The organism is Sedimentimonas flavescens, assembly GCF_025154035.1.
GTDB lineage: Bacteria > Pseudomonadota > Alphaproteobacteria > Rhodobacterales > Rhodobacteraceae > Rhodobacter > Rhodobacter flavescens.
Map to the genome: position 1 here is coordinate 467,380 of NZ_JAOALJ010000002.1, position 19,728 is coordinate 487,107.

Here is a 19,728-nt window from a genome sequence, read left to right on the forward strand (position 1 = left end):
TCCCCCCAAGATAGGCGGGCCGCAGCGTTTTTGTTAGAGGGCGCCGCGGGCCGAAGGGGATTGTCAGCCCCGAGCGCGCGGGCTAAGGCCAATCCATGCCCAGATACGCGTTCAAGATCGAGTATGACGGAGGCCCGTTCGCCGGCTGGCAACGGCAGGCAGACCAGCCCTCGGTGCAGGGCGTGGTCGAGGCAGCGCTTGCGCGTCTTGAACCGGGCTCGCACACGATCGCGGCGGCGGGGCGCACCGATGCCGGGGTGCATGCAACCGCGCAGGTGGCCACGGCGGATCTGGCGAAAGACTGGGATCCCTTTCGCCTGTCCGAGGCGCTGAACTTTCACCTGAAGCCCGCGCCGGTCTCGATCCTGGCGTGTGCGCGTGTGGAGGAGGACTTTCATGCCCGCTTCTCAGCGATCGAGCGGCGCTACCTGTTCCGACTGATGCAGCGCCGCGCGCCGGCAACGCATGATCGCGGGTTGGTGTGGCAGGTGCTCAATCCGCTTGATGTGCAGGCGATGCGCGACGGCGCCGCGCATCTTGTCGGGCATCACGATTTCACAACCTTCCGCAGCTCGATCTGCCAGGCGGCAAGCCCGGTAAAGACGCTCGACGAGATCCGCATCGAGGTAATCGAGATCCCGCACGGGCGCGAATATCGCTTCCATCTGCGCGCCCGCAGCTTCCTGCATAATCAGGTGCGCTCGATCGTCGGCACGCTGGAGCGTGTGGGCGCCGGGGCCTGGGCGCCCGTGCAGGTGCGCGAGGCGTTGCTGGCGCGGGACCGCGCGGCCTGTGGCCCGGTTTGCCCGCCGCAAGGGCTCTACCTGTGCGGGGTTGGCTATCCGAGCGATCCGTTCAAGCCTTCTCACTCGCCCGGATAACAGGGCTGCGCGAGAGCCACGGGGCTTGGGGCATTCGGCTGCCCCTGCGGGGCGTAATCACGGACGGTGCGGCGGACGACCTCGATCATCGCGGCATCGTGGGCATTCTCCATCGCATTGCGCAGATCGCGCAGCGCGGCGGCCATCTCCAGCTCGGACAGGTGATCCTCGCGCACGCGAATGATCTTGGGATGGGCGGTCAGTTGCGCGCCCGAGCGGACCATCAGCTCTTCGTGCAGTTTCTCACCGGGACGCAGACCGGTGACGCGGATCTCGAGTTCGCCATCGGGGTTGGAGGCGTCGCGTACAGAATAACCCGCACCCCGGATCATCCGGCGCGCCAACTCGCCAATACGGACCGGTGCGCCCATATCGAGAACGAACACCTCGCCGCCCTCCGCCAGCGCTCCGGCGGTCAGAACCAGCCGCGCAGCCTCGGGGATCGTCATGAAATAGCGCGTCGCGCGTTCATCGGTCAGCGTCAGCGGCCCGCCGTGCGCGATCTGCTCCTGAAACAGCGGCACGACCGAACCGGACGAGCCCAACACATTGCCAAACCGCACGATCGAGAAAACGGTCCCCCCATCGCGTGCGGCTAGGTCCTGCACGACCAGTTCGGCGAACCGCTTCGATGCCCCCATCAGGCTGCCGGGGCGCACCGCCTTGTCGGACGAGACCAGCACGAACCGCGCCACCCCCGCGGCCCGCGCGGCCCGCGCTACAACCGCCGTGCCAAGCGCGTTGTTCGCCAACCCCACGCGCGCGTTCTCCTCGACGATCGGGACGTGTTTGTAGGCGGCGGCGTGCAGCACGATCTCGACCCCGTGCCGGGTAAGGATGTTCGCGACATGCGGCGCATCCAGCACCGAGCCGAGCACAGGGACAAGTTCGACCCCGAAGGTGTCGGCCAGAGAGCGCAGATCTTTCGCGATCCGGTAAAGCGCGGCCTCGGACAGGTCGAGCAGAACGAGTTTCGCGGGGCCGCACTGAACGATCTGCCTGCACAGTTCCGAGCCGATGGTGCCCCCGCCGCCTGTGATCAGGATCGCGCGCGACCGGTAAGCCTCGGCGCCCATCGGCAGGCAGCCATCCACGACCGGCCGCCCGAGCAGATCGTCGGTCGAAAAGGGCCGATCGGAGCCGTCCAGCGCCATGTCCGGCAGCGGCGGCATGCAGTGCACCTCGACGCCAAACCCTGCGAGCCTGCGCCGGAGAGCACCTTGCTCCACCGCAGACATGAACGGCATCGCGATGATGATCCGGTCGATCCCGCGCGCGGCAATCAGCCGATCCAACCGGGTCGGCGCACAAACCTGCACCCCGTTCAGCGTGGCTCCGTGCAGTTCAGGATCGTCGTCCAGAAACGCGACGACCGATGTATCGGGGCGCGCCTTGAGCGCCTCGGCCAGGATGCGCCCCGCCCGACCCGTGCCGTAGACCGCAACGCGCGTCATGCTCCGCCTGCGGACAGCGTGCAGTCGGCCGAACCAGGACAGGAGCGCCCCGGCCAGACCCGCCGCACCCTGCGGTCGCGGCGCCGAAACCTTGAGAAACTGCTTGATCATTCTGTCCCGCCATCCGCTCCGGAATCACGCGCCCATGCCTCGTCGATGCTTGCGGCGCAGGGTAAAGTTCCGATTAACGCCTATCGGATCACGCGCAGCGCGGTTTGCCCGATAAGCGTCAGGTCGAGCCAGACCGAGGCATGGCGCTGATAGAACAGATCAAGCCGCGCCTTGGCGGGGATACAGCGCCGACAATAGATGCGGTCCGCCTCTTCGGGGGTCGCGCAGCGGCCAAGCAGCCGCTCCTCTTGCCGGTGGTAACGCAACGAGGCAAGCCCGGTCACACCCGGTCGCGTCCGCAGCACCCGGGCGTAGACCTGCGGATACCGCTCCACATACTCGCGCAGCGGCGGGCGCGGGCCGACAAAGCTCAAATCGCCGCGCAGGATATTCCAGATCTGCGGCAGCTCATCCAGGCGCGTTCGGCGCAGAAAGCGCCCCGTGCGCGTCACGCGCGCCGCCTTGTGCCCGCCCGAGACACCGCCATCTTCCGCGACCACCCGCATCGTGCGGACCTTCCAGAGTGTGAAACTCTCGCCCACGGATTTCATCCGCTCGGACCGGTGCAAGATCGGCCTGCCCTCGACCAGAGCGACCAGCGCGCACACGGCCAGCATCGCCACGGCCAGAAACGGCAAGAGCAGAAGGGCAAGGCTCAGGTCAAACAGGCGTTTTTCTAGGGTCATGGCAGCTCCCCATCTCGGGTGACGATTCTTTCGCCATTGAGACACCCATTGATTGAGAAACCCTTGCCCGGTCCGAGTGATTTGACACCGATACAATCCCCGTTCTGGACCTTGCCCGCCCACGGTGCTTAGATCGCCTCGCGACAAGGAGGCCCAAATGTCTTTCGGCAAGAACATCCGCACCTATTTCGAAGGCCAGTGGCACGAGGGCGATGTGCCCGTCATGCGCGCGGCTGATCACGGCATCTGGCAGGGCAGCTCTGTGTTCGACGGCGCGCGGCTGTTCGACGGCCTCGTGCCTGACCTTGAGGCCCATTGCGCACGCGTCAACCGCTCGGCCGAGGCGCTGATGATCACGCCCACGGTGGAAGCTGCCGACATGGTCGCGATTGCGAGAGAGGGGCTGCGCAAATACAGCAAGGATGCCGCCGTCTATATCCGCCCGATGTATTGGGCGATCGATGGCTCGGATCTGGGCGTCGCCCCGGCGCAGGGCGTGACGGGCTTTGCGCTCTGCCTCGAAGAGGTGCCGATGCCCGCGCCCGACGCGACCACGACGCTGACCACCACGCAGTTCCGCCGCCCCGTGCTGGCCGACAACGTGTGCAACGCGAAGGCGGGCTGCCTTTACCCCAACAACGCGCGGATGCTGGTCGAGGCCAAGCGCAAGGGCTTTGGCAACGCACTGGTGCAGGACGCCATGGGCAACGTGGCCGAAACTGCCACCGCCAACGTCTGGATGGTGAAGGATGGCGAGTTCTTCACCCCCATCCCCAACGGCACCTTCCTTGCCGGCCTCACCCGCAAGCGCCACATGGAGAACCTGCGCGCCGCAGGCTATGTGGTGCATGAAACGGTGCTGACGCTCGATGATTTCCGCAAGGCAGATGAGGTCTTCCTGACGGGCAACTTTGCCAAGGTCACCCCCGCCGTCGCTTTCGACGACATGCGCTATGCCCATGGCCCGCTAACCCGCAAGGCCCGCGAGATCTACATGGACTGGGCGACCTCCTGCCCACTCTGATAGGCGCAGTTGCCAAAGACCCCGGCGCGGGCGATGATCTGCCCAGCCAAGAGGAGATCACATGCGCAAGTTTCTGGTGGTGCTCGACGATACGCGCGAATGCCTCAACGCCATGCGTTATGCCGCGATGCGGGCTGCCCATACGGGCGGCGGGGTGATCATCCTCTCGGTGATCCCGCCCGAGGAATACCAGCACTGGATTGGCGTCGCCGAGATCATGCGCGACGAGGCCCGCGAGAGGATCGAGGCGCATTTCGAGGTCTTCGCGAAATGGATGCGCGCAAAGCAGGGGGTGAACCCCGAACTGGTCATCCGCGAGGGCGAACCGGCCATCGAGATCCTCGATGTGATCCGGCAAGACCCCGAGATCGGCGTGCTTGTGCTGGGAGCGGGCACCGACAAGTCCGGCCCCGGTCCGCTGGTGACGCAACTCAGCCGCAGCTCGGGCTCGCTGCCCTGTCCGCTGACGGTGGTGCCGGGCGACATGTCCAAGGAACGACTCGAAGAGATTACCTGAGCCCCTGCGACAGCCTGAAAACTTGACCTCTTCGCTCGGAATGCGCATATCACTGGCAAGCCCAAAGGAGGCGCAGATGTTCATTCAGACCGAAACCACCCCGAACCCCGCCACGCTGAAGTTCCTTCCCGGACAGACCGTGCTTGAGGCAGGCACCGCCGACTTCCCTACTGCCGAGGCGGCGACAAAGTCCCCTCTGGCGCGTCGTATCTTTGCGGTGCCGGGCGTGACCGGCGTGTTCTTCGGCTCGGACTTCGTCACCGTGACGAAGGACGGCGCGACCGAATGGGATCACGCCAAACCTGCGATCCTCGGCGCGATCATGGAGCATTTCCAGTCCGGCGCCCCGGTGATGGAGGGCGATGGCCCTGCTGCAGGCGGCCATGCCGATCATGACGAAGGCCCCGATGCCGCCATCGTCATGCAGATCAAGGAACTGCTCGACACGCGCGTGCGTCCGGCCGTTGCGCAAGACGGCGGCGACATTACCTTCCACGGCTTCGAACGCGGTGTGGTCTACCTGCACATGCAGGGCGCCTGCGCAGGCTGCCCGTCCTCGACGCTCACACTGAAAATGGGCATCGAGAACCTGCTGCGCCATTACATCCCCGAGGTGACCGAGGTGCGCCCCGTTGCCGTCTGACGCGCTCGTCCTCGGCTTCGACACATCGGCCGCGCATTGCGCGGCCGCTTTGTTGCGGGGCGAACTCTGCATCGCGCAGCGCAGCGAGGACATGGGCCGCGGCCAGGCCGAACGGCTGATGCCCCTGATCGAGGAACTGCTGGCCGAGGCGGGCGTGAACTGGCGCGATCTGGACGCGATCGGTGTGGGTGTCGGGCCGGGTAACTTCACCGGCGTGCGAATCTCGGTCGCCGCGGCGCGCGGGCTTGCGCTGTCGCTTGGCATTCCGGCCCATGGCGTGTCGCGGTTCGACAGCGAGGTGCTGGGCACCGGAGGCCCGGTGCTGGTCGCACTTGATGCCCGCCAGGGCAAGATCTACCTGCAAGGGTTTCTCGACGGCGCAGCGACTTCCCCCCCGGCGCTTGAGCCGCTCGAAGGGCTCGCAACCCCCGCCACACCGGTGATCGGCGATGCCGCCGCGCACGTCGCCGAGGCGACGGGAGCCACGGTATTGGGGGCCGCGCAGTATCCGATTGCCGAAGCCATCGCCCGGATCGCCGCCGTGCGGCTGGCCAGCGGCGCCGCCGCGCCCCGGCCCGCGCCGCTATATATGCGCGCCGCCGATGCGGCCCCGCCCTCGGACCCGCCGCCGGTGATCCTCGACTGATGACCCCCGCCGAACTCGCCACGCTGCATGCCCGCTGCTTCACCACCCCGCGCCCCTGGGGCGAGGCGGAGTTCGCCGAACTTCTGGCATCACGCTTTTGCTTTCTGCTGATCGAACCCGAGGGCTTCGTGCTGGGCCGCGTGATCGCGGGCGAGGCCGAGCTCTTGACCCTTGCCGTCGCCCCCGAGGCCCGGCGCCACGGCTCCGGCCGCAAACTGGTGGAGCGCTTCGCCGAGACGGCAACCCAACGCGGCGCGGATGCCGCGTTTCTTGAGGTCTCAGCCGAGAACGCCCCCGCGCGGGCGCTTTATGCGCAGGCGGGCTGGACAGAATCGGGGCGCCGCAAGGGCTACTACCGCACCCCCGAGGGGTGTCATATCGACGCGGTGATCATGACATGGGCGCCCGATAGGCCCGGTGTTTGACCAAACACTCAAAACTCTCTCAAGTCTTGTGGCGGCAGGCGAAAATCGCGCTTGACCGGCCCGGAAAGCTGAGCCCTAATTCGGGTGGTCTGCGGGCTTTGTGCCCGCCAACAGCATTCCGCGAAGGAATGCGCAACCTCGACCGGGAGTGACCCATGACCCTTATGAACAAGTTTCTTGGCGCGGCTGCGGCGCTGGCGCTGTGCTCCGGTGCAGCTCTGGCCGATCCGGCGCTGATCTACGATCTGGGCGGTAAATTCGACAAATCCTTCAACGAGGCAGCCTATGGCGGCGCCAAGAAATGGGCCGATGAGGCCGGCGGCTCGTACAAGGAACTCGAGATGCAGTCCGAGGCTCAGCGCGAGCAGGCCCTGCGTCGTCTGGCCGAGTCAGGCGCGAACCCGATCGTCATGACCGGCTTCGCCTTCGGTGACGTGCTGAACACCGTGGCGCCGGACTACCCCGACACCAAATTCGCCATCATCGACATGGTCGTCGATCAGCCCAACGTGCGCTCGGTCGTCTTTACCGAGGAGCAGGGCTCCTATCTCGTGGGCATGATGGCGGCGCAGGCCTCGAAGACCGGCACCGTGGGCTTCATCGGCGGCATGGACATCCCGCTGATCCGCAAGTTCGCCTGCGGCTACGTGCAGGGCGTCAAGGCGGTGAACCCCGATGCGAAGGTCATCCAGAACATGACCGGCACCACGCCGAGCGCCTGGAACGACCCGGTCAAAGGCTCGGAGCTGACCAAGGCGCAGATCAGCCAGGGCGCCGACGTGATCTATGCGGCCGCCGGCGGCACCGGCATCGGCGTTCTGCAGACCGCCGCCGATGAGGGCATCCTGTCGATCGGCGTGGACAGCAACCAAAACCACCTGCATCCGGGCAAGGTGCTGACCTCGATGCTCAAGCGCGTGGACAACGCGGTCTATGACGCCTTCAAGGCGGGCGAGGCGATCGAGACGGGCATCCACGTGATGGATCTCAAGGTCGATGGCGTGGGCTATGCGCTGGACAACAACAACGCCGCGCTGGTCTCGGATGAGATGAAAGCCGCCGTGGACGCCGCCGCCGACAAGATCAAGGCGGGCGAGATCATCGTCCACGACTACATGTCGGACAACACCTGCCCGGTGGAATAATGAACCCGGCACAAGATACGGGGCGGCAGGAAACTGCCGCCCCCGCCATCGAGTTGCGCGGGATCTCGAAAGCCTTCGGTTCCGTGCAGGCGAACAAGGACATCTCGATCCGGGTCATGCCCGGCACGATCCATGGCATCATCGGTGAGAACGGCGCGGGCAAGTCCACGCTGATGTCGATCCTTTACGGTTTCTACAAGGCCGACGCGGGCGAGATCATCATCCATGGCCGCCCCACCCAGATCCCCGACAGCCAGGCCGCGATCCGCGCCGGCATCGGCATGGTCTTCCAGCACTTCAAGCTGGTGCAGAATTTCACGGTGCTTGAGAACATCATCCTGGGCGTCGAGGAGGGCGCGCTGCTGCGCCCCTCGCTGTCCAAGGCGCGCGAGACCCTCAAGCATCTGGCCGAGGAATATGAGCTTGACGTCGATCCCGATGCGCGGATCGAGGAGCTCTCCGTCGGCCATCAGCAGCGCGTCGAGATCCTCAAGGCGCTGTATCGCCAGGCCGACATCCTGATTCTGGACGAGCCGACCGGGGTGCTGACCCCTGCCGAGGCCGACCACCTCTTTCGCATCCTCGACAACCTGCGCGCGCAGGGCAAGACGATCATCCTGATCACCCATAAGCTGCGCGAGATCATGGAGATCACCGACACGGTCAGCGTGATGCGCCGTGGCGAGATGACCGCGACGGTGAAGACCGCCGAAACCAGCCCCGAGCAACTGGCCGAGCTGATGGTAGGCCGCAAGGTCTTGCTGCATGTCCCCAAGGGCCCCGCCAACCCCGGCGCGACGGTGCTTGAGATCGAAAACCTGCGCGTGGTCGATGCGGACAAGGTCGAACGCATCAAGGGCATCGGCCTGACGATCCGCGCGGGTGAGATTCTCGGCATCGCGGGCGTCTCCGGAAACGGTCAGTCCGAGTTGTTGCAGGTGCTCGGCGGCTATTGCCGCGCCACCGGAAGCGTGAAGATCAACGGACAGGAGATCGACCTGACCGGCAAGCACTCCGACGGCCAGTCACGCCGCGCGCGCGGCATCGCCCATGTGCCCGAGGACCGCCACCACCACGGCCTCGTGCTGGATTTCGCCGCCTGGGAGAACATGATCTTCGGCTATCACAACGCTCCGGAATATCAGAAGAACGCGCTGATCATGGACAACGCGGGCATCGTGGAAAAGACCGAGGGCGCGATGGAGCATTTCGACGTGCGCCCGCCGATCCCGTCCCTGCCCGCAAAAAGCTTCTCAGGCGGGAACCAGCAAAAGATCGTTCTCGCGCGCGAGATCGAGCGCAATCCCGACCTGCTTCTGGTCGGCCAGCCCACCCGCGGCGTGGACATCGGCGCGATCGAGTTCATCCACAAGCGCATCGTCGAGCTGCGCGACGCAGGCAAGGCGGTGCTTCTGGTCTCGGTCGAGTTGGACGAGATCATGTCGCTCTCGGACCGCATCGCGGTGATGTTCGACGGGCGCATCATGGGCGAGCGCCTGCCCGCCGAGACCAATGAGCGAGAACTGGGCCTGATGATGGCTGGCGTGACCGGCTCCGGGGAGGCCGCGTGATGGACAAACTTCCGCGTTGGGCCGATGTCGTTCTGGTGCCGCTGATCTCGCTCTTGATGGCGGCGGCGATTTCGGCGCTGGTCATTCTGGCGATCGGCGGCGACCCGGTCGAGGCCGTTAAGGTCATGGTGACGGGGGCGCTCGGCTCGGCCTATGGCTGGGGCTACACGCTTTACTATGCAACCTCGTTCATCTTCACAGGGCTTGCGGTGTCGGTCGCCTATCACGCCGGGCAGTTCAATATCGGCGGTGAGGGGCAGGCGCAGATCGGTGGTTTGGGCGTGGCGCTGGTGTGCCTAGCGCTGCCCTGGCCGCATTGGACCATCGCACTGCCCGCCGCGATGATCGGCGCGGGCCTGTTTGGCGCCGCTTGGGCTGCCATTCCGGCCTATCTCGCGGCGAAACGCGGCAGCCACATCGTCATCACGACGATCATGTTCAACTACATCGCGGCCGCGCTGATCGTCTATCTGCTGGTCGAGGTGCTGCGCCCTGCAGGCCAGATGGATCCGGCCACCGCCCGCTTCCCGGCGGGCGCGAAGCTGCCGACCTTTGGCGAGATCCCGGGCCTGAGCCTCTTCTTCTCGAAAAACGTGCCCGCCAACGTGACCTTCTTTGTGGCGCTGGCGGCCTGCTGGGGCGTTTGGCTGCTTCTGTGGCGCACGCGTCTTGGCTACCAGATCCGCGCCTATGGCAAGTCCGAGCCCGCCGCGCTTTACGCGGGCATCTCGCCCACGCGGATGATCATGGTCTCGATGCTGATCTCGGGCGGGCTTGCGGGCATGATGGCGATCAACAACGTCATGGGCGAGGCCGAGCGGCTACTGCAAAACTCGGCCGAGGGCGCGGGTTTCATCGGTATCGCGGTCGCGCTGATGGGGCGCAACCACCCGATCGGTGTGTTCCTCGCGGCGCTGCTGTTCGGCTTCCTCTACCAAGGCGGCGCCGAGATGGGCCTTTGGACGACGATCCCGATCGAGCTGCGGCTGCTATTGCAAGGCCTAGTGATCCTGTTCACCGGCGCGCTCGACAACATGGTGCGGATGATGCTGGGCGTCTTTTTCAGCGCCAAGGCGAAGGAGGCTGCGTGATGGATTACGCAACGCTTCTACAGATTCTCGACTCGACCCTGCGTCTGGCGACGCCGCTTCTGCTGGCGTGTCTGGCTGGCTTGTTTTCAGAGCGGGCCGGGATTTTCGACATCGGCCTTGAAGGCAAGATGCTGATCGCGGGCATGGCTTCGGGCGCGGCGGCCGCACTGAGCGGGTCGGTCTGGATCGGCCTCATGGCGGGGATCGGCGCCTCGATGATGCTGGCGGCGATCCACGGCGTGGCCTCGATCACCTTCCGCGGCAACCAGCTGATCTCGGGTGTGGCGCTGAACTTCGTGGCCTCTGGCGCGACGGTGCTGATCGCGCAGTCGCTATTTGGGCAGGGCGGGCGCACGCCGCCGCTGTCGGGCGCGGCGCGCTTCAACCCGATCGAATTGCCCTTCGCCGAGGCGATCAAGGCAGTGCCCTTCATCGGGCCGTTCTATGCCGATGTACTCTCGGGCCATTCGGCACTGGTCTATGCGGCGCTTCTGGCCGTGCCGGTGACCTGGTGGGTGCTTTTCCGCACGCGCTTCGGCCTGCGTCTGCGCGCGGTGGGGGAAAACCCGGAATCCGTCGATACCGCAGGCGTTTCGGTGTTCCGCCTGCGCTACACCGCCGTTGCGATCACCGGGCTGCTGTGCGGCCTTGCGGGCGCCTATATGGCGACCGGCCTGCAAGCGGGCTTCGGACGCGAGATGACTGCGGGCCGGGGCTATATCGCGCTTGCCGCGCTGATCTTTGCCAAGTGGCGGCCGTGGTATGCGCTTTGGGCCACGCTGCTCTTTGGCTTCCTGCAGGCGCTTGCCCTGCGCCCCGACGTGATCGAGCGCAGCTTCGGCCTCGCCATCCCGGTCCCGGCGCTGGACGCGCTCCCCTATATCCTGACCGTCATCGTTCTGGCAGGCGTCGTCGGACGCGCCATCCCGCCCCGAGCAGGAGGACAACCCTATGTCAAAGAGCGCTGAGCTTGCAGCTATTGTACAGGCCCGCGCGGGGACAGAGGCACCTCGGTTCGGCCTGATCCTGGGGTCGGGCCTTGGCCATCTGGCCGAAGAGATCGAGGGCGTCGCGATCCCCTATGCCGATCTGCCGGGCTTTCCCCATGCCGGGGTGTCGGGGCACAACCCCAAGCTGGTGATCGGCACGCTCGAAGGCGTGCGGGTCGCCGTTTTCGGCGGGCGGGTGCATTACTACGAACATGGCAACCCAGCCGAGATGCGCCTACCGCTTGAGCTTCTGAAAGAGCTTGGCTGCGAGAGCCTTTTGCTGACCAATGCCGCGGGCAGCCTGCGACCGGATATCCCGATGGGCGATCTGATGCTGCTGAGCGACCATATCGCCTTTGCGGGCGCCAACCCCCTGATCGGCGAACCGACCGACGCGCGCTTCGTGCCGATGACCGACGCGCATGATACGGAAATACGCGCGGGCCTGCGTGCCGCAGCCGAGGCCGAGGGCGTGGCCCTGCCCGAAGGGGTCTATTGCTGGTTCTCCGGCCCCTCGTTCGAGACCCCGGCCGAGATCCGCGCGGCCCGGATACTGGGCGCCGATGCGGTCGGAATGTCGACCGTCCCCGAGATCATCCTGGCGCGTTTCCTGGGGCTGCGCGCGGCGGCGGTCTCGGTGATCACCAACATGGGTGCGGGGCTTTCTGCCGAGAGTATCAGCCACGAGCACACCAAGGCGATGGCCCCCCTGGGCGCGGCGAAACTGGAGCGGGTCTTGCGACGATACCTGCGCAGCCTTTAGCGGATATCGCAGGGGCAAGTTGTTTGACACCGCCCACACTGCGGGGCAAGACTGAAATCCCAATCCTGTCGGACTGCCCATGCAGATTTACCTCCCCATCGCCGAGGTATCGGTCAATGCCTTTCTCCTTTTGGGATTGGGTGGAATGGTCGGGCTTCTGTCGGGGTTGTTCGGTGTGGGCGGCGGGTTCCTGATCACGCCGCTTCTGTTTTTCATCGGCATTCCCCCCACCGTCGCAGTGGCCACCGGCGCCAATCAGGTGGTGGCGTCTTCGGTCTCGGGCGTGCTGGCGCAGTTCAAGCGCAAGGCGGTCGATGTGCCGATGGGCCTTGTGTTACTGGTCGGCGGCCTGATCGGCTCGGGTTTTGGTGTTTACGTCTTCAACCTGCTCTCCCGGCTTGGCCAGATCGACCTTGTGGTGCAACTGTCCTACGTCGTGTTTCTCGGCTCGATCGGCCTTCTGATGTTCCAGGAGTCGTTGCGCGCCATGCGCCGCGCCAGGAGTGGAGCGAAACGCGGCAAGCGCCATCAGCACACCTGGGTGCATAACCTGCCGCTGAAGTTCAAGTTCCGCTCCTCGGGGCTTTATATCTCGGTCATTCCGCCGATGCTGGTTGGGGTGCTGGTCGGTATTCTCGCCGCGATCATGGGCGTGGGCGGCGGGTTCATCATGGTCCCCGCTATGATCTACCTTCTGGGGATGCCCACGAAGGTCGTGATCGGCACCTCGCTGTTTCAAATCCTGTTCGTATCGGCCTTCACCACGCTGATGCACGCCATCACGAACCAGTCGGTCGATGTGATGCTGGCGCTCTTGCTGATCCTTGGCGGGGTCGTCGGCGCGCAGTTCGGCTCGCGCCTTGGCGGGCGCCTGAAGGCCGAGCAGTTGCGCATCCTGCTGGCGCTTCTGGTCATCGCCGTGGCGGTCAAGCTGGGGCTGGATCTGCTGATCCGCCCGGCCGATCTGTTCACCCTTTCCATGGGGGGCAAAGCATGATCCGCTGGCTGCTTCTCATCCTTGCGCTTTGCACAGTCCCGGCCCGCGCCGAAGAGGTCGTGGCCGGCCTCAGCCAGGACAGCATCAGCATCACCACCTCATTCGACGGCTCCGAGATCCTGATCTATGGGGCGGTGAAACGCGCCGAGCCGGAACCCGAGGGCGCGCAGCTTGGCGTCATCGTGACGCTCGAAGGCCCGGTTGGCCCGGTGACGGTGCGCCGCAAATCGCGCGAGATGGGGATATGGGTGAACACCGAGTCGGTCGGGATCGGGGCAGCGCCCAGCTATTACGCTATCGCCACCTCGGGCCGCTTGGTCTGGATCCTCGACCCGATTGCCGACGTCACCCACCGCATTACCATCCCGCTTGCGGTGCGTGCCTTCTCGGGGCCGATTGAGGTTTCCGACGCCCGTCCCTTCACCGAGGCGCTCTTGCGCATCCGCGAGAAGGAAGGGCTTTACCGGCTCGATGAGGGCGCTGTGACGGTGGTCGAGAACACGCTTTTCCGTGCCGATTTCAAGCTGCCCGCGAACCTGATCGAGGGCGACTACAAGACCCGCATCTTCCTGACCCGGGGCGGGCAGATCGTCGACAGCCACCGCGCCGCGATCTATGTGCGCCGTGTCGGGCTGGAGCGTTGGCTCTACGTCCTCTCCCAGGAACACGCGGCGCTTTACGGGTTGCTGTCGCTCTCGCTTGCCGTGCTGGCAGGTTGGGCCGCCTCCGAGATCTTCCGGATGATCCGCAACTAGCCGCGCCCGACGAAGGGCATTTCCGTCGCCATGACCGTCATATTCAGCACATTGGCCCCCGGCGGCAGGCTGGCCATGTGCAGCACCGCGCGGGCAACGTCGCGCGCGTCCATCATCGGCTCGCTGCGCACCGAACCGTCGGCCTGAAGCACCCCGGCCTCCATCCGCGCGGCAAGCTCGGTGCGCGCATTGCCCACGTCGATCTGCCCCGCCGCGATATCAAAGCCGCGCCCGTCCAGCGCAAGCTGCTTGGTCAGCCCGTTGATCGCGTGCTTGGTCACCGTATAGGCCAGCGAACGCGGACGCGGCACCTGCCCCGCGATCGAGCCATTGTTGATGATCCGCCCGCCCTGCGGGGACTGGGCGCGCATCTGCGCAAAGGCCGCCCGCGCGCAATAGATCATCCCGTTGAGGTTGACTGAAACCGCCCTGTCCCAATCCGCCAGATCCATCTCGTCGATCAGCGCGCCCTTGGGAAAGACGCCGGCATTGTTAAAGAGCACATCGATGCGTCCGAACCGCGCCACCGTCGCGGCAAAGGCTGCCTCGACGGCCACGGGATCGGCGACTTCACAGACCAGCGCCAGCCCATCGCCAAGAGCAGCCACAACTTCGAGCGGCTCAATCCGCCGCGCAAGGCAGGCGACCTGCCAACCTTCGTGCAACGCGGCCTCGGCAACCGCGCGACCGATCCCGGCACTCGCCCCCGTCACGATCATCACCGGCATGCTCACACCTCCTCGCGTTCCAGCCGAAGGGGCGCGGGCCCCGAGGGCAGATCCTCGATCGACAGCGGCCCCGAAGGCCGCGCCAGCCGCGCCCGTGTTACCCACAACAGCCGATGCTCGGCCCGGGTAATGGCGACATAGGCCAGACGCTTCCACAGCGGAATGCCCGCCTCGGTCCGACCGGCGCGGTAGGCCGCATAGATATCGGGGGCAAAGACCTGCACATCAGGCCACTGGCTGCCCTGCGCCTTATGGATCGTCACCGCCGCCCCATGCAGGAACGCGGCCCCCATCCGCGCGGCATAGGGGATGAAGGGCTCCTCCTCGTCCGGCAGTTCGATTTTGATGATCGAAGCCGCCGAAAGGCGCGGATCTTCGGCCCCCAACACGTGCAGACGCGAAAAGCCGGTCTTCTTGCCGGGGCCAAGGTAGATCACCTGCGCGCCCTTGATCAGGCCGCGCGCTTCAAGGTCAATGCGCTTCTTGCGATGCTTGAGCGGCAGTTCGATCCCGTCGCAGATCAGCGGCTCTCCGGGCAAAAGCGCATCCGCCGGGGCATTATGCGCGGCGCGGAACGCGTTGATCAGACGAATGCGCGTCGCGTTACGCCAGACCAAAACCGGGCTGCGCGCCATCAGATCACTCTCGACCCGCTCGGCCCAGACGACGCGCGGATCACGCGCGGCGGTCTGCGAGATCATCCGCTCGAAAGCCTCGAAGGTCAGGTTCTCGTCGGCCAAGGCATGGGCGAGATCAAGGATCGGGTTGTCTTCGGTCTGGCGGTGGATGCGGTGGAGCACATGCTTGCTCGGCTCGGGCAGCCGTTCGAAACACATATGGCCCGACTGGTTCACCGGCGCGAGCTGCGCCGGATCGCCAAACAAAACGAGTGTCGGGAAAATCTCGCGCAGATCGTCGAACTGACGCTCGTCCAGCATCGAAGCCTCATCGACGAAGCCAATATCGAGCCCCTCTTCGCGCCGCTTCCAGCCCTGGATGAAGTCAGACCCGCGCAACCCCGCCGCCGCCAGTGCGCCCGGCACAGACTTGTGCAGATCGTAGAAGGCCTTGGCCCGATCAAGCGCCTCATCCGTCAGCCCGTCGATGCGCAACAGATCAAGGTTCGGCCGCTCGCCCTGCCCTGCGAGCCATTCCGCGATGCGCTCATATTCGGGGTCATAGACCGGCGTATAGAGAATGCGGTGGATCGTCGTCGCCGGCACCCCGCGCGAGCGCAATACCGAAGCCGCCTTGTTCGTCGGCGCCAAAATTGCCAGCGTCCGCCGTTCCTTCCGCCGCTTGCCCTCGAAATCGCCCGAGACGATCTCAACGCCCGCCTCGTCCAGCGCCTTGTAAAGCGCGGCAAGCAGCATCGTCTTGCCCGAGCCCGCCTTGCCGATCACCGACAACACCCGGTTGCCGCCACCATCCGGAGTAAGGCTCCCCTCGACAAGGTCAACGCCCGCCGCAGCAAGCGCCTCGGCCACGGCATCCCAGGCCTCGGCCTGATCGTCGGAGAAAGTGATCGCTGGGGTCGTCATGCGCGCGACCTTACAGGGCAGGCGCGCCCTCCGAAAGGCTCGAAATCGGCGGGTGCGGATGCCTTCGGCGAAGGTATTTTTGCCAAGAAGAAAGGCGGCATTTCTTCTTGGTCCAAATACCTCGCGGGGGTCCGGGGGCGCGAAGCCCCCGGCCTGGGATCAGGCCGCGACGGAGGCCGGGGTGGCCAGCGCGACGATATCCATCATGATGCGGTTTAGTTCGAAGTCCTTGGGCGTATAGACCCTCGCGACGCCGTAGGATTTCAGCTTGAGCGCGTCCTCGTCGGGGATGATCCCGCCGACAACCACCGGCACGTGGTTCAGGCCCGCGGTGCGCATGCGCTCCATCAGTTCCTCGATCAGCGGCAGGTGCGACCCCGACAGGATCGAGAGACCGACGACATGCGCATCATCCTCGAGCGCGCGCGCAACGATCTGCTCGGGCGTCATGCGGATACCTTCGTAGGTGATATCCATGCCGCAATCCCGGGCGCGGAAGGCGATCTGCTCGGCGCCGTTCGAATGCCCGTCGAGGCCCGGCTTGCCCACAAGGAACTTCAGGCGGCGGCCAAGCCGCGTCGAGACCGCATCCACCGCATCGCGGATGTCGTCCAGCCCCTCGGTCTTGTTCGAGGGCGAGCGCGACACACCGGTCGGGCCGCGGTATTCGCCGTGGACCGCGCGCATCACGCCGGCCCATTCGCCGGTGGTCACGCCCGCTTTTGCCGCAGCGATCGAGGCGGGCATGATGTTCTTGCCCGCTTTCGCATCGGCCGAGAGCTGCGCGATGGCCTTGGCGACTGCCTCGGCGTCACGGCCATTGCGCCACTGCTGGAGGCGGGAAACCTGATCGGTCTCGACAGCCGGATCGACAACCATGATGCCGCCATCACCCGCGGTCAGCGGCGAGGGCTCGGCCTCGGTCCAGCGGTTCACGCCGACGACGATGGTTTCGTTCGCCTCGATGCGGTTGATCCGCTCGGCGTTCGATTCGACCAGACGGCCCTTCATGTAGTCGATGGCCGCAATCGCGCCGCCCATGGAATCGAGCGTCTCCAGCTCGGCGCGGGCGCCAGCCTTGAGATCCTCGACCTTGGCGGTCACGGCGGGGTTGCCATCGAACAGATCGCCATATTCCAGCAGGTCGGTCTCATAGGCCATGATCTGCTGCATGCGCAGCGACCACTGCTGATCCCACGGGCGCGGCAGGCCAAGGGCCTCGTTCCAGGCGGGCAGTTGCACGGCGCGGGCGCGGGCGTTCTTGGAAAGCGTCACGGCGAGCATCTCGATCAGGATGCGATAGACGTTGTTTTCCGGCTGCTGCTCGGTCAGGCCGAGCGAGTTCACCTGCACGCCGTAGCGGAAGCGGCGGTATTTCTCTTCCTCGATGCCGTAACGCTCAAGGCAGATCTCGTCCCACAGCTCGGTGAAGGCGCGCATCTTGCACAGCTCGGTCACGAAGCGGATGCCCGCGTTCACGAAGAACGAGATGCGTCCGACCATTGCCGGGAAGCCCTCGGCCGGAACCTTCTTCTTGAGATCGTCGAGCACCGCGATGCCGGTGGCCAGCGCGAAGGCCAGTTCCTGCTCGGGCGTCGCACCGGCCTCTTGCAGGTGGTAGGAACACACGTTCATCGGGTTCCATTTCGGCAGATGCTCGGCGGTATAGGCGGCCACATCGGTGATCATGGCAAGCGAGGGCTTGGGCGGGCAGATGTAAGTGCCGCGCGAGAGGTACTCCTTGACCAGATCGTTCTGCACCGTGCCTTGCAGTCGCGATACATCGGCGCCCTGCTCCTCGGCCACGGCGATATAGAGCGACAGCAGCCAGGGTGCGGTCGCGTTGATGGTCATCGACGTGTTCATCTGTTCCAGCGGAATCTGGTCGAACAGCGCGCGCATATCGCCCAGGTGGCAAACCGGAACGCCCACCTTGCCGACTTCACCGCGCGAGAGAACATGGTCCGAATCGTAGCCCGTCTGCGTCGGCAGATCGAACGCAACCGAGAGGCCGGTCTGCCCCTTCGAGAGGTTCATGCGATAGAGCGCGTTCGACTTTTCCGCCGTCGAATGGCCTGCATAGGTACGGAACAGCCAGGGCTTGTCCTTGGCGGGTTTGGTCATCTCGGTCATGGCGGCCTCCGGGTCCACGGTCGATTCTGGTTCCCGCAACAAAATTGCGGGCAGGAACCTGATATGCGAAAGAATATGTCCCTGTCAATTCGCCGCGGCGCGGCACAAGCTGCGCCGCATCGGCAAATCGCATATGCGCTTTATAACAAAGCAGGAATCCATCAAGCGCCACATATTCAAGAGACACAAAATTACAAAATCGTAACGTCAGGCATTGCATTGTTGCGCGCTCAAGATTATTCCGGTCAGCAATCCCCGCCCGATTCTGCGGCGCGGCGACCGAAACAGGAGATGCTCATGGCCCTCGACGTGAACACCGGTATCGCACCATACGACGCACCGGAAAAAGACCTTTACGAAATCGGCGAAATGCCGCCCCTCGGCTATGTGCCGAAGAACATGTACGCTTGGTCGATCCGTCGCGAGCGTCACGGCGAGCCGGACAAATCCTTCCAGGTGGAAGTCGTGCCGACCTGGGAAATCGACAGCCACGAGGTGCTCGTGCTCGTGATGGCCGCCGGTGTGAACTACAACGGCGTCTGGGCCGGCCTCGGGGTTCCGATTTCGCCCTTCGATGGCCACAAGCAGCCCTATCACATCGCGGGCTCCGATGCTTCGGGCATTGTGTGGAAAGTCGGCGACAAGGTGAAGAGCTGGAAAGTGGGCGACGAGGTCGTGATCCACTGTAACCAGGACGATGGCGACGACGAAGAATGCAACGGCGGCGATCCGATGTTCTCGCCCTCGCAGCGGATCTGGGGCTACGAGACCCATGACGGTTCCTTCGCGCAGTTCACCCGCGTGCAGGCGCAGCAGTTGATGCGCCGTCCCAAGCACCTGACCTGGGAAGAAAGCGCCTGCTACACGCTGACGCTGGCCACTGCCTATCGCATGCTCTTCGGTCACGAGCCGCATGACCTCAAGCCGGGGCAGAACGTTCTGGTCTGGGGCGCCTCGGGCGGCCTTGGCTCCTATGCGATCCAGCTCATCAACGCAGCGGGCGCCAATGCCATCGGCGTGATCTCGGAAGAGGACAAGCGCGAGTTCGTCATGGGGCTGGGCGCCAAAGGCGTGATCAACCGCAAAGACTTCAAATGCTGGGGCCAACTGCCCAAGGTGAACTCGCCCGAGTATAACGACTGGCTGAAAGAAGCCCGCAAGTTCGGCAAGGCGATCTGGGATATCACCGGCAAGGGCGTGAACGTGGACATGGTCTTCGAACACCCCGGCGAGGCGACCTTCCCGGTGTCGGCTCTGGTGGTGAAGAAGGGTGGCATGGTCGTGATCTGCGCCGGTACCTCGGGCTTCAACTGCACCTTCGACGTGCGCTACATGTGGATGCACCAGAAGCGCCTGCAGGGTTCGCACTTCGCCCACCTCAAGCAAGCTGCATCGGCGAACCGCATGATGCTTGAGCGCCGCCTTGATCCTTGCATGTCGGAAGTTTTCCCCTGGGACGAGATCCCGCAAGCGCACATGAAGATGATGCGCAACGAGCACAAGCCGGGCAACATGGCTGTGCTGGTGCAGGTGCCGCGTACCGGTCTTCGGACCTTCGAAGATGCGCTGGAGGCTGGCCCCAAGGCGTGATTTTACGCCTGGTCTTCAGTGAGTACCCGCGCCCCTCA

General features: G+C 65.0%; 19 protein-coding genes. 14 read left to right on the plus strand and 5 right to left on the minus strand.

Annotated features, from left to right (window positions below):
* Positions 1 to 95: 95 nt before the first annotated feature.
* Positions 96 to 881 (plus strand): tRNA pseudouridine(38-40) synthase TruA, encoded by a 786-nt coding sequence (gene truA / locus N3C64_RS05650; protein WP_260012701.1) that lies wholly within the window; start codon positions 96 to 98, stop codon positions 879 to 881.
* Here truA and N3C64_RS05655 read toward each other — a convergent pair.
* Both N3C64_RS05655 and N3C64_RS05660 read right to left on the minus strand, forming a co-directional pair.
* Positions 866 to 2,446 (minus strand): polysaccharide biosynthesis protein, encoded by a 1,581-nt coding sequence (locus tag N3C64_RS05655; RefSeq protein WP_260012702.1) that lies wholly within the window; start codon positions 2,444 to 2,446, stop codon positions 866 to 868. The two genes, truA and N3C64_RS05655, sit on opposite strands and share 16 nt — an antisense overlap.
* A gap of 80 nt (positions 2,447 to 2,526) precedes the next feature.
* Complete coding sequence (locus N3C64_RS05660; protein ID WP_218628816.1) at positions 2,527 to 3,132, minus strand: sugar transferase; 606 nt, start codon at positions 3,130 to 3,132, stop codon at positions 2,527 to 2,529.
* A gap of 157 nt (positions 3,133 to 3,289) precedes the next feature.
* Here N3C64_RS05660 and N3C64_RS05665 point away from each other — a divergent pair, with 157 nt between their 5' ends.
* The 12 genes from N3C64_RS05665 to N3C64_RS05720 all read left to right on the plus strand — a co-directional run bounded on the left by N3C64_RS05665 (position 3,290) and on the right by N3C64_RS05720 (position 13,698).
* Positions 3,290 to 4,156, plus strand: a complete 867-nt coding sequence (locus N3C64_RS05665) for a branched-chain amino acid aminotransferase (RefSeq protein ID WP_260012703.1) — start codon at positions 3,290 to 3,292, stop codon at positions 4,154 to 4,156.
* 61 nt (positions 4,157 to 4,217) lie between these two features.
* Positions 4,218 to 4,673: a universal stress protein gene (locus N3C64_RS05670; protein ID WP_218628818.1), complete on the plus strand. Its 456-nt coding sequence runs from the start codon at positions 4,218 to 4,220 to the stop codon at positions 4,671 to 4,673.
* Between the two features lie 76 nt (positions 4,674 to 4,749).
* On the plus strand, positions 4,750 to 5,316 hold the full coding sequence (locus N3C64_RS05675) for a NifU family protein (protein ID WP_218628819.1): 567 nt from the start codon (positions 4,750 to 4,752) through the stop codon (positions 5,314 to 5,316).
* Positions 5,306 to 5,962, plus strand: a complete 657-nt coding sequence (tsaB, locus tag N3C64_RS05680; RefSeq protein ID WP_260012706.1) for a tRNA (adenosine(37)-N6)-threonylcarbamoyltransferase complex dimerization subunit type 1 TsaB — start codon at positions 5,306 to 5,308, stop codon at positions 5,960 to 5,962. The genes N3C64_RS05675 and tsaB overlap by 11 nt, the downstream gene beginning before the upstream one ends.
* Positions 5,962 to 6,387, plus strand: a complete 426-nt coding sequence (locus tag N3C64_RS05685) for a GNAT family N-acetyltransferase (protein WP_260012709.1) — start codon at positions 5,962 to 5,964, stop codon at positions 6,385 to 6,387. Before tsaB ends, N3C64_RS05685 begins: the two co-directional genes overlap by 1 nt.
* Positions 6,388 to 6,542: 155 nt before the next feature.
* Positions 6,543 to 7,532: a BMP family lipoprotein gene (locus N3C64_RS05690; protein WP_260012711.1), complete on the plus strand. Its 990-nt coding sequence runs from the start codon at positions 6,543 to 6,545 to the stop codon at positions 7,530 to 7,532.
* On the plus strand, positions 7,532 to 9,103 hold the full coding sequence (locus N3C64_RS05695; protein ID WP_260012712.1) for an ABC transporter ATP-binding protein: 1,572 nt from the start codon (positions 7,532 to 7,534) through the stop codon (positions 9,101 to 9,103). The genes N3C64_RS05690 and N3C64_RS05695 overlap by 1 nt, the downstream gene beginning before the upstream one ends.
* Entirely contained in the window at positions 9,103 to 10,194 is a 1,092-nt protein-coding gene (locus N3C64_RS05700) for an ABC transporter permease (protein WP_260012713.1), read from the plus strand. The genes N3C64_RS05695 and N3C64_RS05700 overlap by 1 nt, the downstream gene beginning before the upstream one ends.
* Complete coding sequence (locus N3C64_RS05705; RefSeq protein ID WP_260012714.1) at positions 10,194 to 11,162, plus strand: ABC transporter permease; 969 nt, start codon at positions 10,194 to 10,196, stop codon at positions 11,160 to 11,162. The genes N3C64_RS05700 and N3C64_RS05705 overlap by 1 nt, the downstream gene beginning before the upstream one ends.
* Positions 11,146 to 11,946, plus strand: a complete 801-nt coding sequence (locus N3C64_RS05710; protein ID WP_260012715.1) for a purine-nucleoside phosphorylase — start codon at positions 11,146 to 11,148, stop codon at positions 11,944 to 11,946. Before N3C64_RS05705 ends, N3C64_RS05710 begins: the two co-directional genes overlap by 17 nt.
* A 79-nt stretch (positions 11,947 to 12,025) precedes the next feature.
* On the plus strand, positions 12,026 to 12,943 hold the full coding sequence (locus N3C64_RS05715) for a sulfite exporter TauE/SafE family protein (RefSeq protein WP_218628827.1): 918 nt from the start codon (positions 12,026 to 12,028) through the stop codon (positions 12,941 to 12,943).
* A complete protein-coding gene (locus N3C64_RS05720; RefSeq protein WP_218628828.1) occupies positions 12,940 to 13,698 on the plus strand; it encodes a TIGR02186 family protein in 759 nt (252 codons plus the stop codon). Before N3C64_RS05715 ends, N3C64_RS05720 begins: the two co-directional genes overlap by 4 nt.
* Here N3C64_RS05720 and N3C64_RS05725 read toward each other — a convergent pair.
* The 3 genes from N3C64_RS05725 to N3C64_RS05735 all read right to left on the minus strand — a co-directional run bounded on the left by N3C64_RS05725 (position 13,695) and on the right by N3C64_RS05735 (position 18,091).
* Positions 13,695 to 14,426 (minus strand): SDR family oxidoreductase, encoded by a 732-nt coding sequence (locus N3C64_RS05725; protein WP_260012721.1) that lies wholly within the window; start codon positions 14,424 to 14,426, stop codon positions 13,695 to 13,697. The genes N3C64_RS05720 and N3C64_RS05725 overlap by 4 nt on opposite strands.
* Before the next feature lie 2 nt (positions 14,427 to 14,428).
* Positions 14,429 to 15,967 (minus strand): ATP-dependent DNA helicase, encoded by a 1,539-nt coding sequence (locus N3C64_RS05730; RefSeq protein ID WP_260012724.1) that lies wholly within the window; start codon positions 15,965 to 15,967, stop codon positions 14,429 to 14,431.
* A 159-nt stretch (positions 15,968 to 16,126) separates the two neighbouring features.
* The gene (locus N3C64_RS05735; RefSeq protein WP_260013099.1) at positions 16,127 to 18,091 is read right to left on the minus strand and encodes an ethylmalonyl-CoA mutase; all 1,965 of its coding nucleotides are present in this window, start codon (positions 18,089 to 18,091) and stop codon (positions 16,127 to 16,129) included.
* Positions 18,092 to 18,397: 306 nt separating this feature from the next.
* Between N3C64_RS05735 and ccrA the strand changes: the two genes are divergently transcribed.
* Positions 18,398 to 19,690: a crotonyl-CoA carboxylase/reductase gene (ccrA, locus tag N3C64_RS05740; RefSeq protein ID WP_218628831.1), complete on the plus strand. Its 1,293-nt coding sequence runs from the start codon at positions 18,398 to 18,400 to the stop codon at positions 19,688 to 19,690.
* Positions 19,691 to 19,728: the final 38 nt, after the last annotated feature.

Excerpts from the sequence above, each read along its gene's own strand:
- truA (WP_260012701.1), top strand. The coding sequence starts at position 96 with ATGCCCAGATACGCGTTCAAGATCGAGTATGACGGAGGCCCGTTCGCC.
- N3C64_RS05655 (WP_260012702.1), bottom strand. The coding sequence starts at position 2,446 with ATGATCAAGCAGTTTCTCAAGGTTTCGGCGCCGCGACCGCAGGGTGCG.
- N3C64_RS05660 (WP_218628816.1), bottom strand. The coding sequence starts at position 3,132 with ATGACCCTAGAAAAACGCCTGTTTGACCTGAGCCTTGCCCTTCTGCTC.
- N3C64_RS05665 (WP_260012703.1), top strand. The coding sequence starts at position 3,290 with ATGTCTTTCGGCAAGAACATCCGCACCTATTTCGAAGGCCAGTGGCAC.
- N3C64_RS05670 (WP_218628818.1), top strand. The coding sequence starts at position 4,218 with ATGCGCAAGTTTCTGGTGGTGCTCGACGATACGCGCGAATGCCTCAAC.
- N3C64_RS05675 (WP_218628819.1), top strand. The coding sequence starts at position 4,750 with ATGTTCATTCAGACCGAAACCACCCCGAACCCCGCCACGCTGAAGTTC.
- N3C64_RS05685 (WP_260012709.1), top strand. The coding sequence starts at position 5,962 with ATGACCCCCGCCGAACTCGCCACGCTGCATGCCCGCTGCTTCACCACC.
- N3C64_RS05690 (WP_260012711.1), top strand. The coding sequence starts at position 6,543 with ATGACCCTTATGAACAAGTTTCTTGGCGCGGCTGCGGCGCTGGCGCTG.
- N3C64_RS05695 (WP_260012712.1), top strand. The coding sequence starts at position 7,532 with ATGAACCCGGCACAAGATACGGGGCGGCAGGAAACTGCCGCCCCCGCC.
- N3C64_RS05700 (WP_260012713.1), top strand. The coding sequence starts at position 9,103 with ATGGACAAACTTCCGCGTTGGGCCGATGTCGTTCTGGTGCCGCTGATC.
- N3C64_RS05705 (WP_260012714.1), top strand. The coding sequence starts at position 10,194 with ATGGATTACGCAACGCTTCTACAGATTCTCGACTCGACCCTGCGTCTG.
- N3C64_RS05710 (WP_260012715.1), top strand. The coding sequence starts at position 11,146 with ATGTCAAAGAGCGCTGAGCTTGCAGCTATTGTACAGGCCCGCGCGGGG.
- N3C64_RS05715 (WP_218628827.1), top strand. The coding sequence starts at position 12,026 with ATGCAGATTTACCTCCCCATCGCCGAGGTATCGGTCAATGCCTTTCTC.
- N3C64_RS05720 (WP_218628828.1), top strand. The coding sequence starts at position 12,940 with ATGATCCGCTGGCTGCTTCTCATCCTTGCGCTTTGCACAGTCCCGGCC.
- N3C64_RS05725 (WP_260012721.1), bottom strand. The coding sequence starts at position 14,426 with ATGCCGGTGATGATCGTGACGGGGGCGAGTGCCGGGATCGGTCGCGCG.
- N3C64_RS05730 (WP_260012724.1), bottom strand. The coding sequence starts at position 15,967 with ATGACGACCCCAGCGATCACTTTCTCCGACGATCAGGCCGAGGCCTGG.
- N3C64_RS05735 (WP_260013099.1), bottom strand. The coding sequence starts at position 18,091 with ATGACCAAACCCGCCAAGGACAAGCCCTGGCTGTTCCGTACCTATGCA.
- ccrA (WP_218628831.1), top strand. The coding sequence starts at position 18,398 with ATGGCCCTCGACGTGAACACCGGTATCGCACCATACGACGCACCGGAA.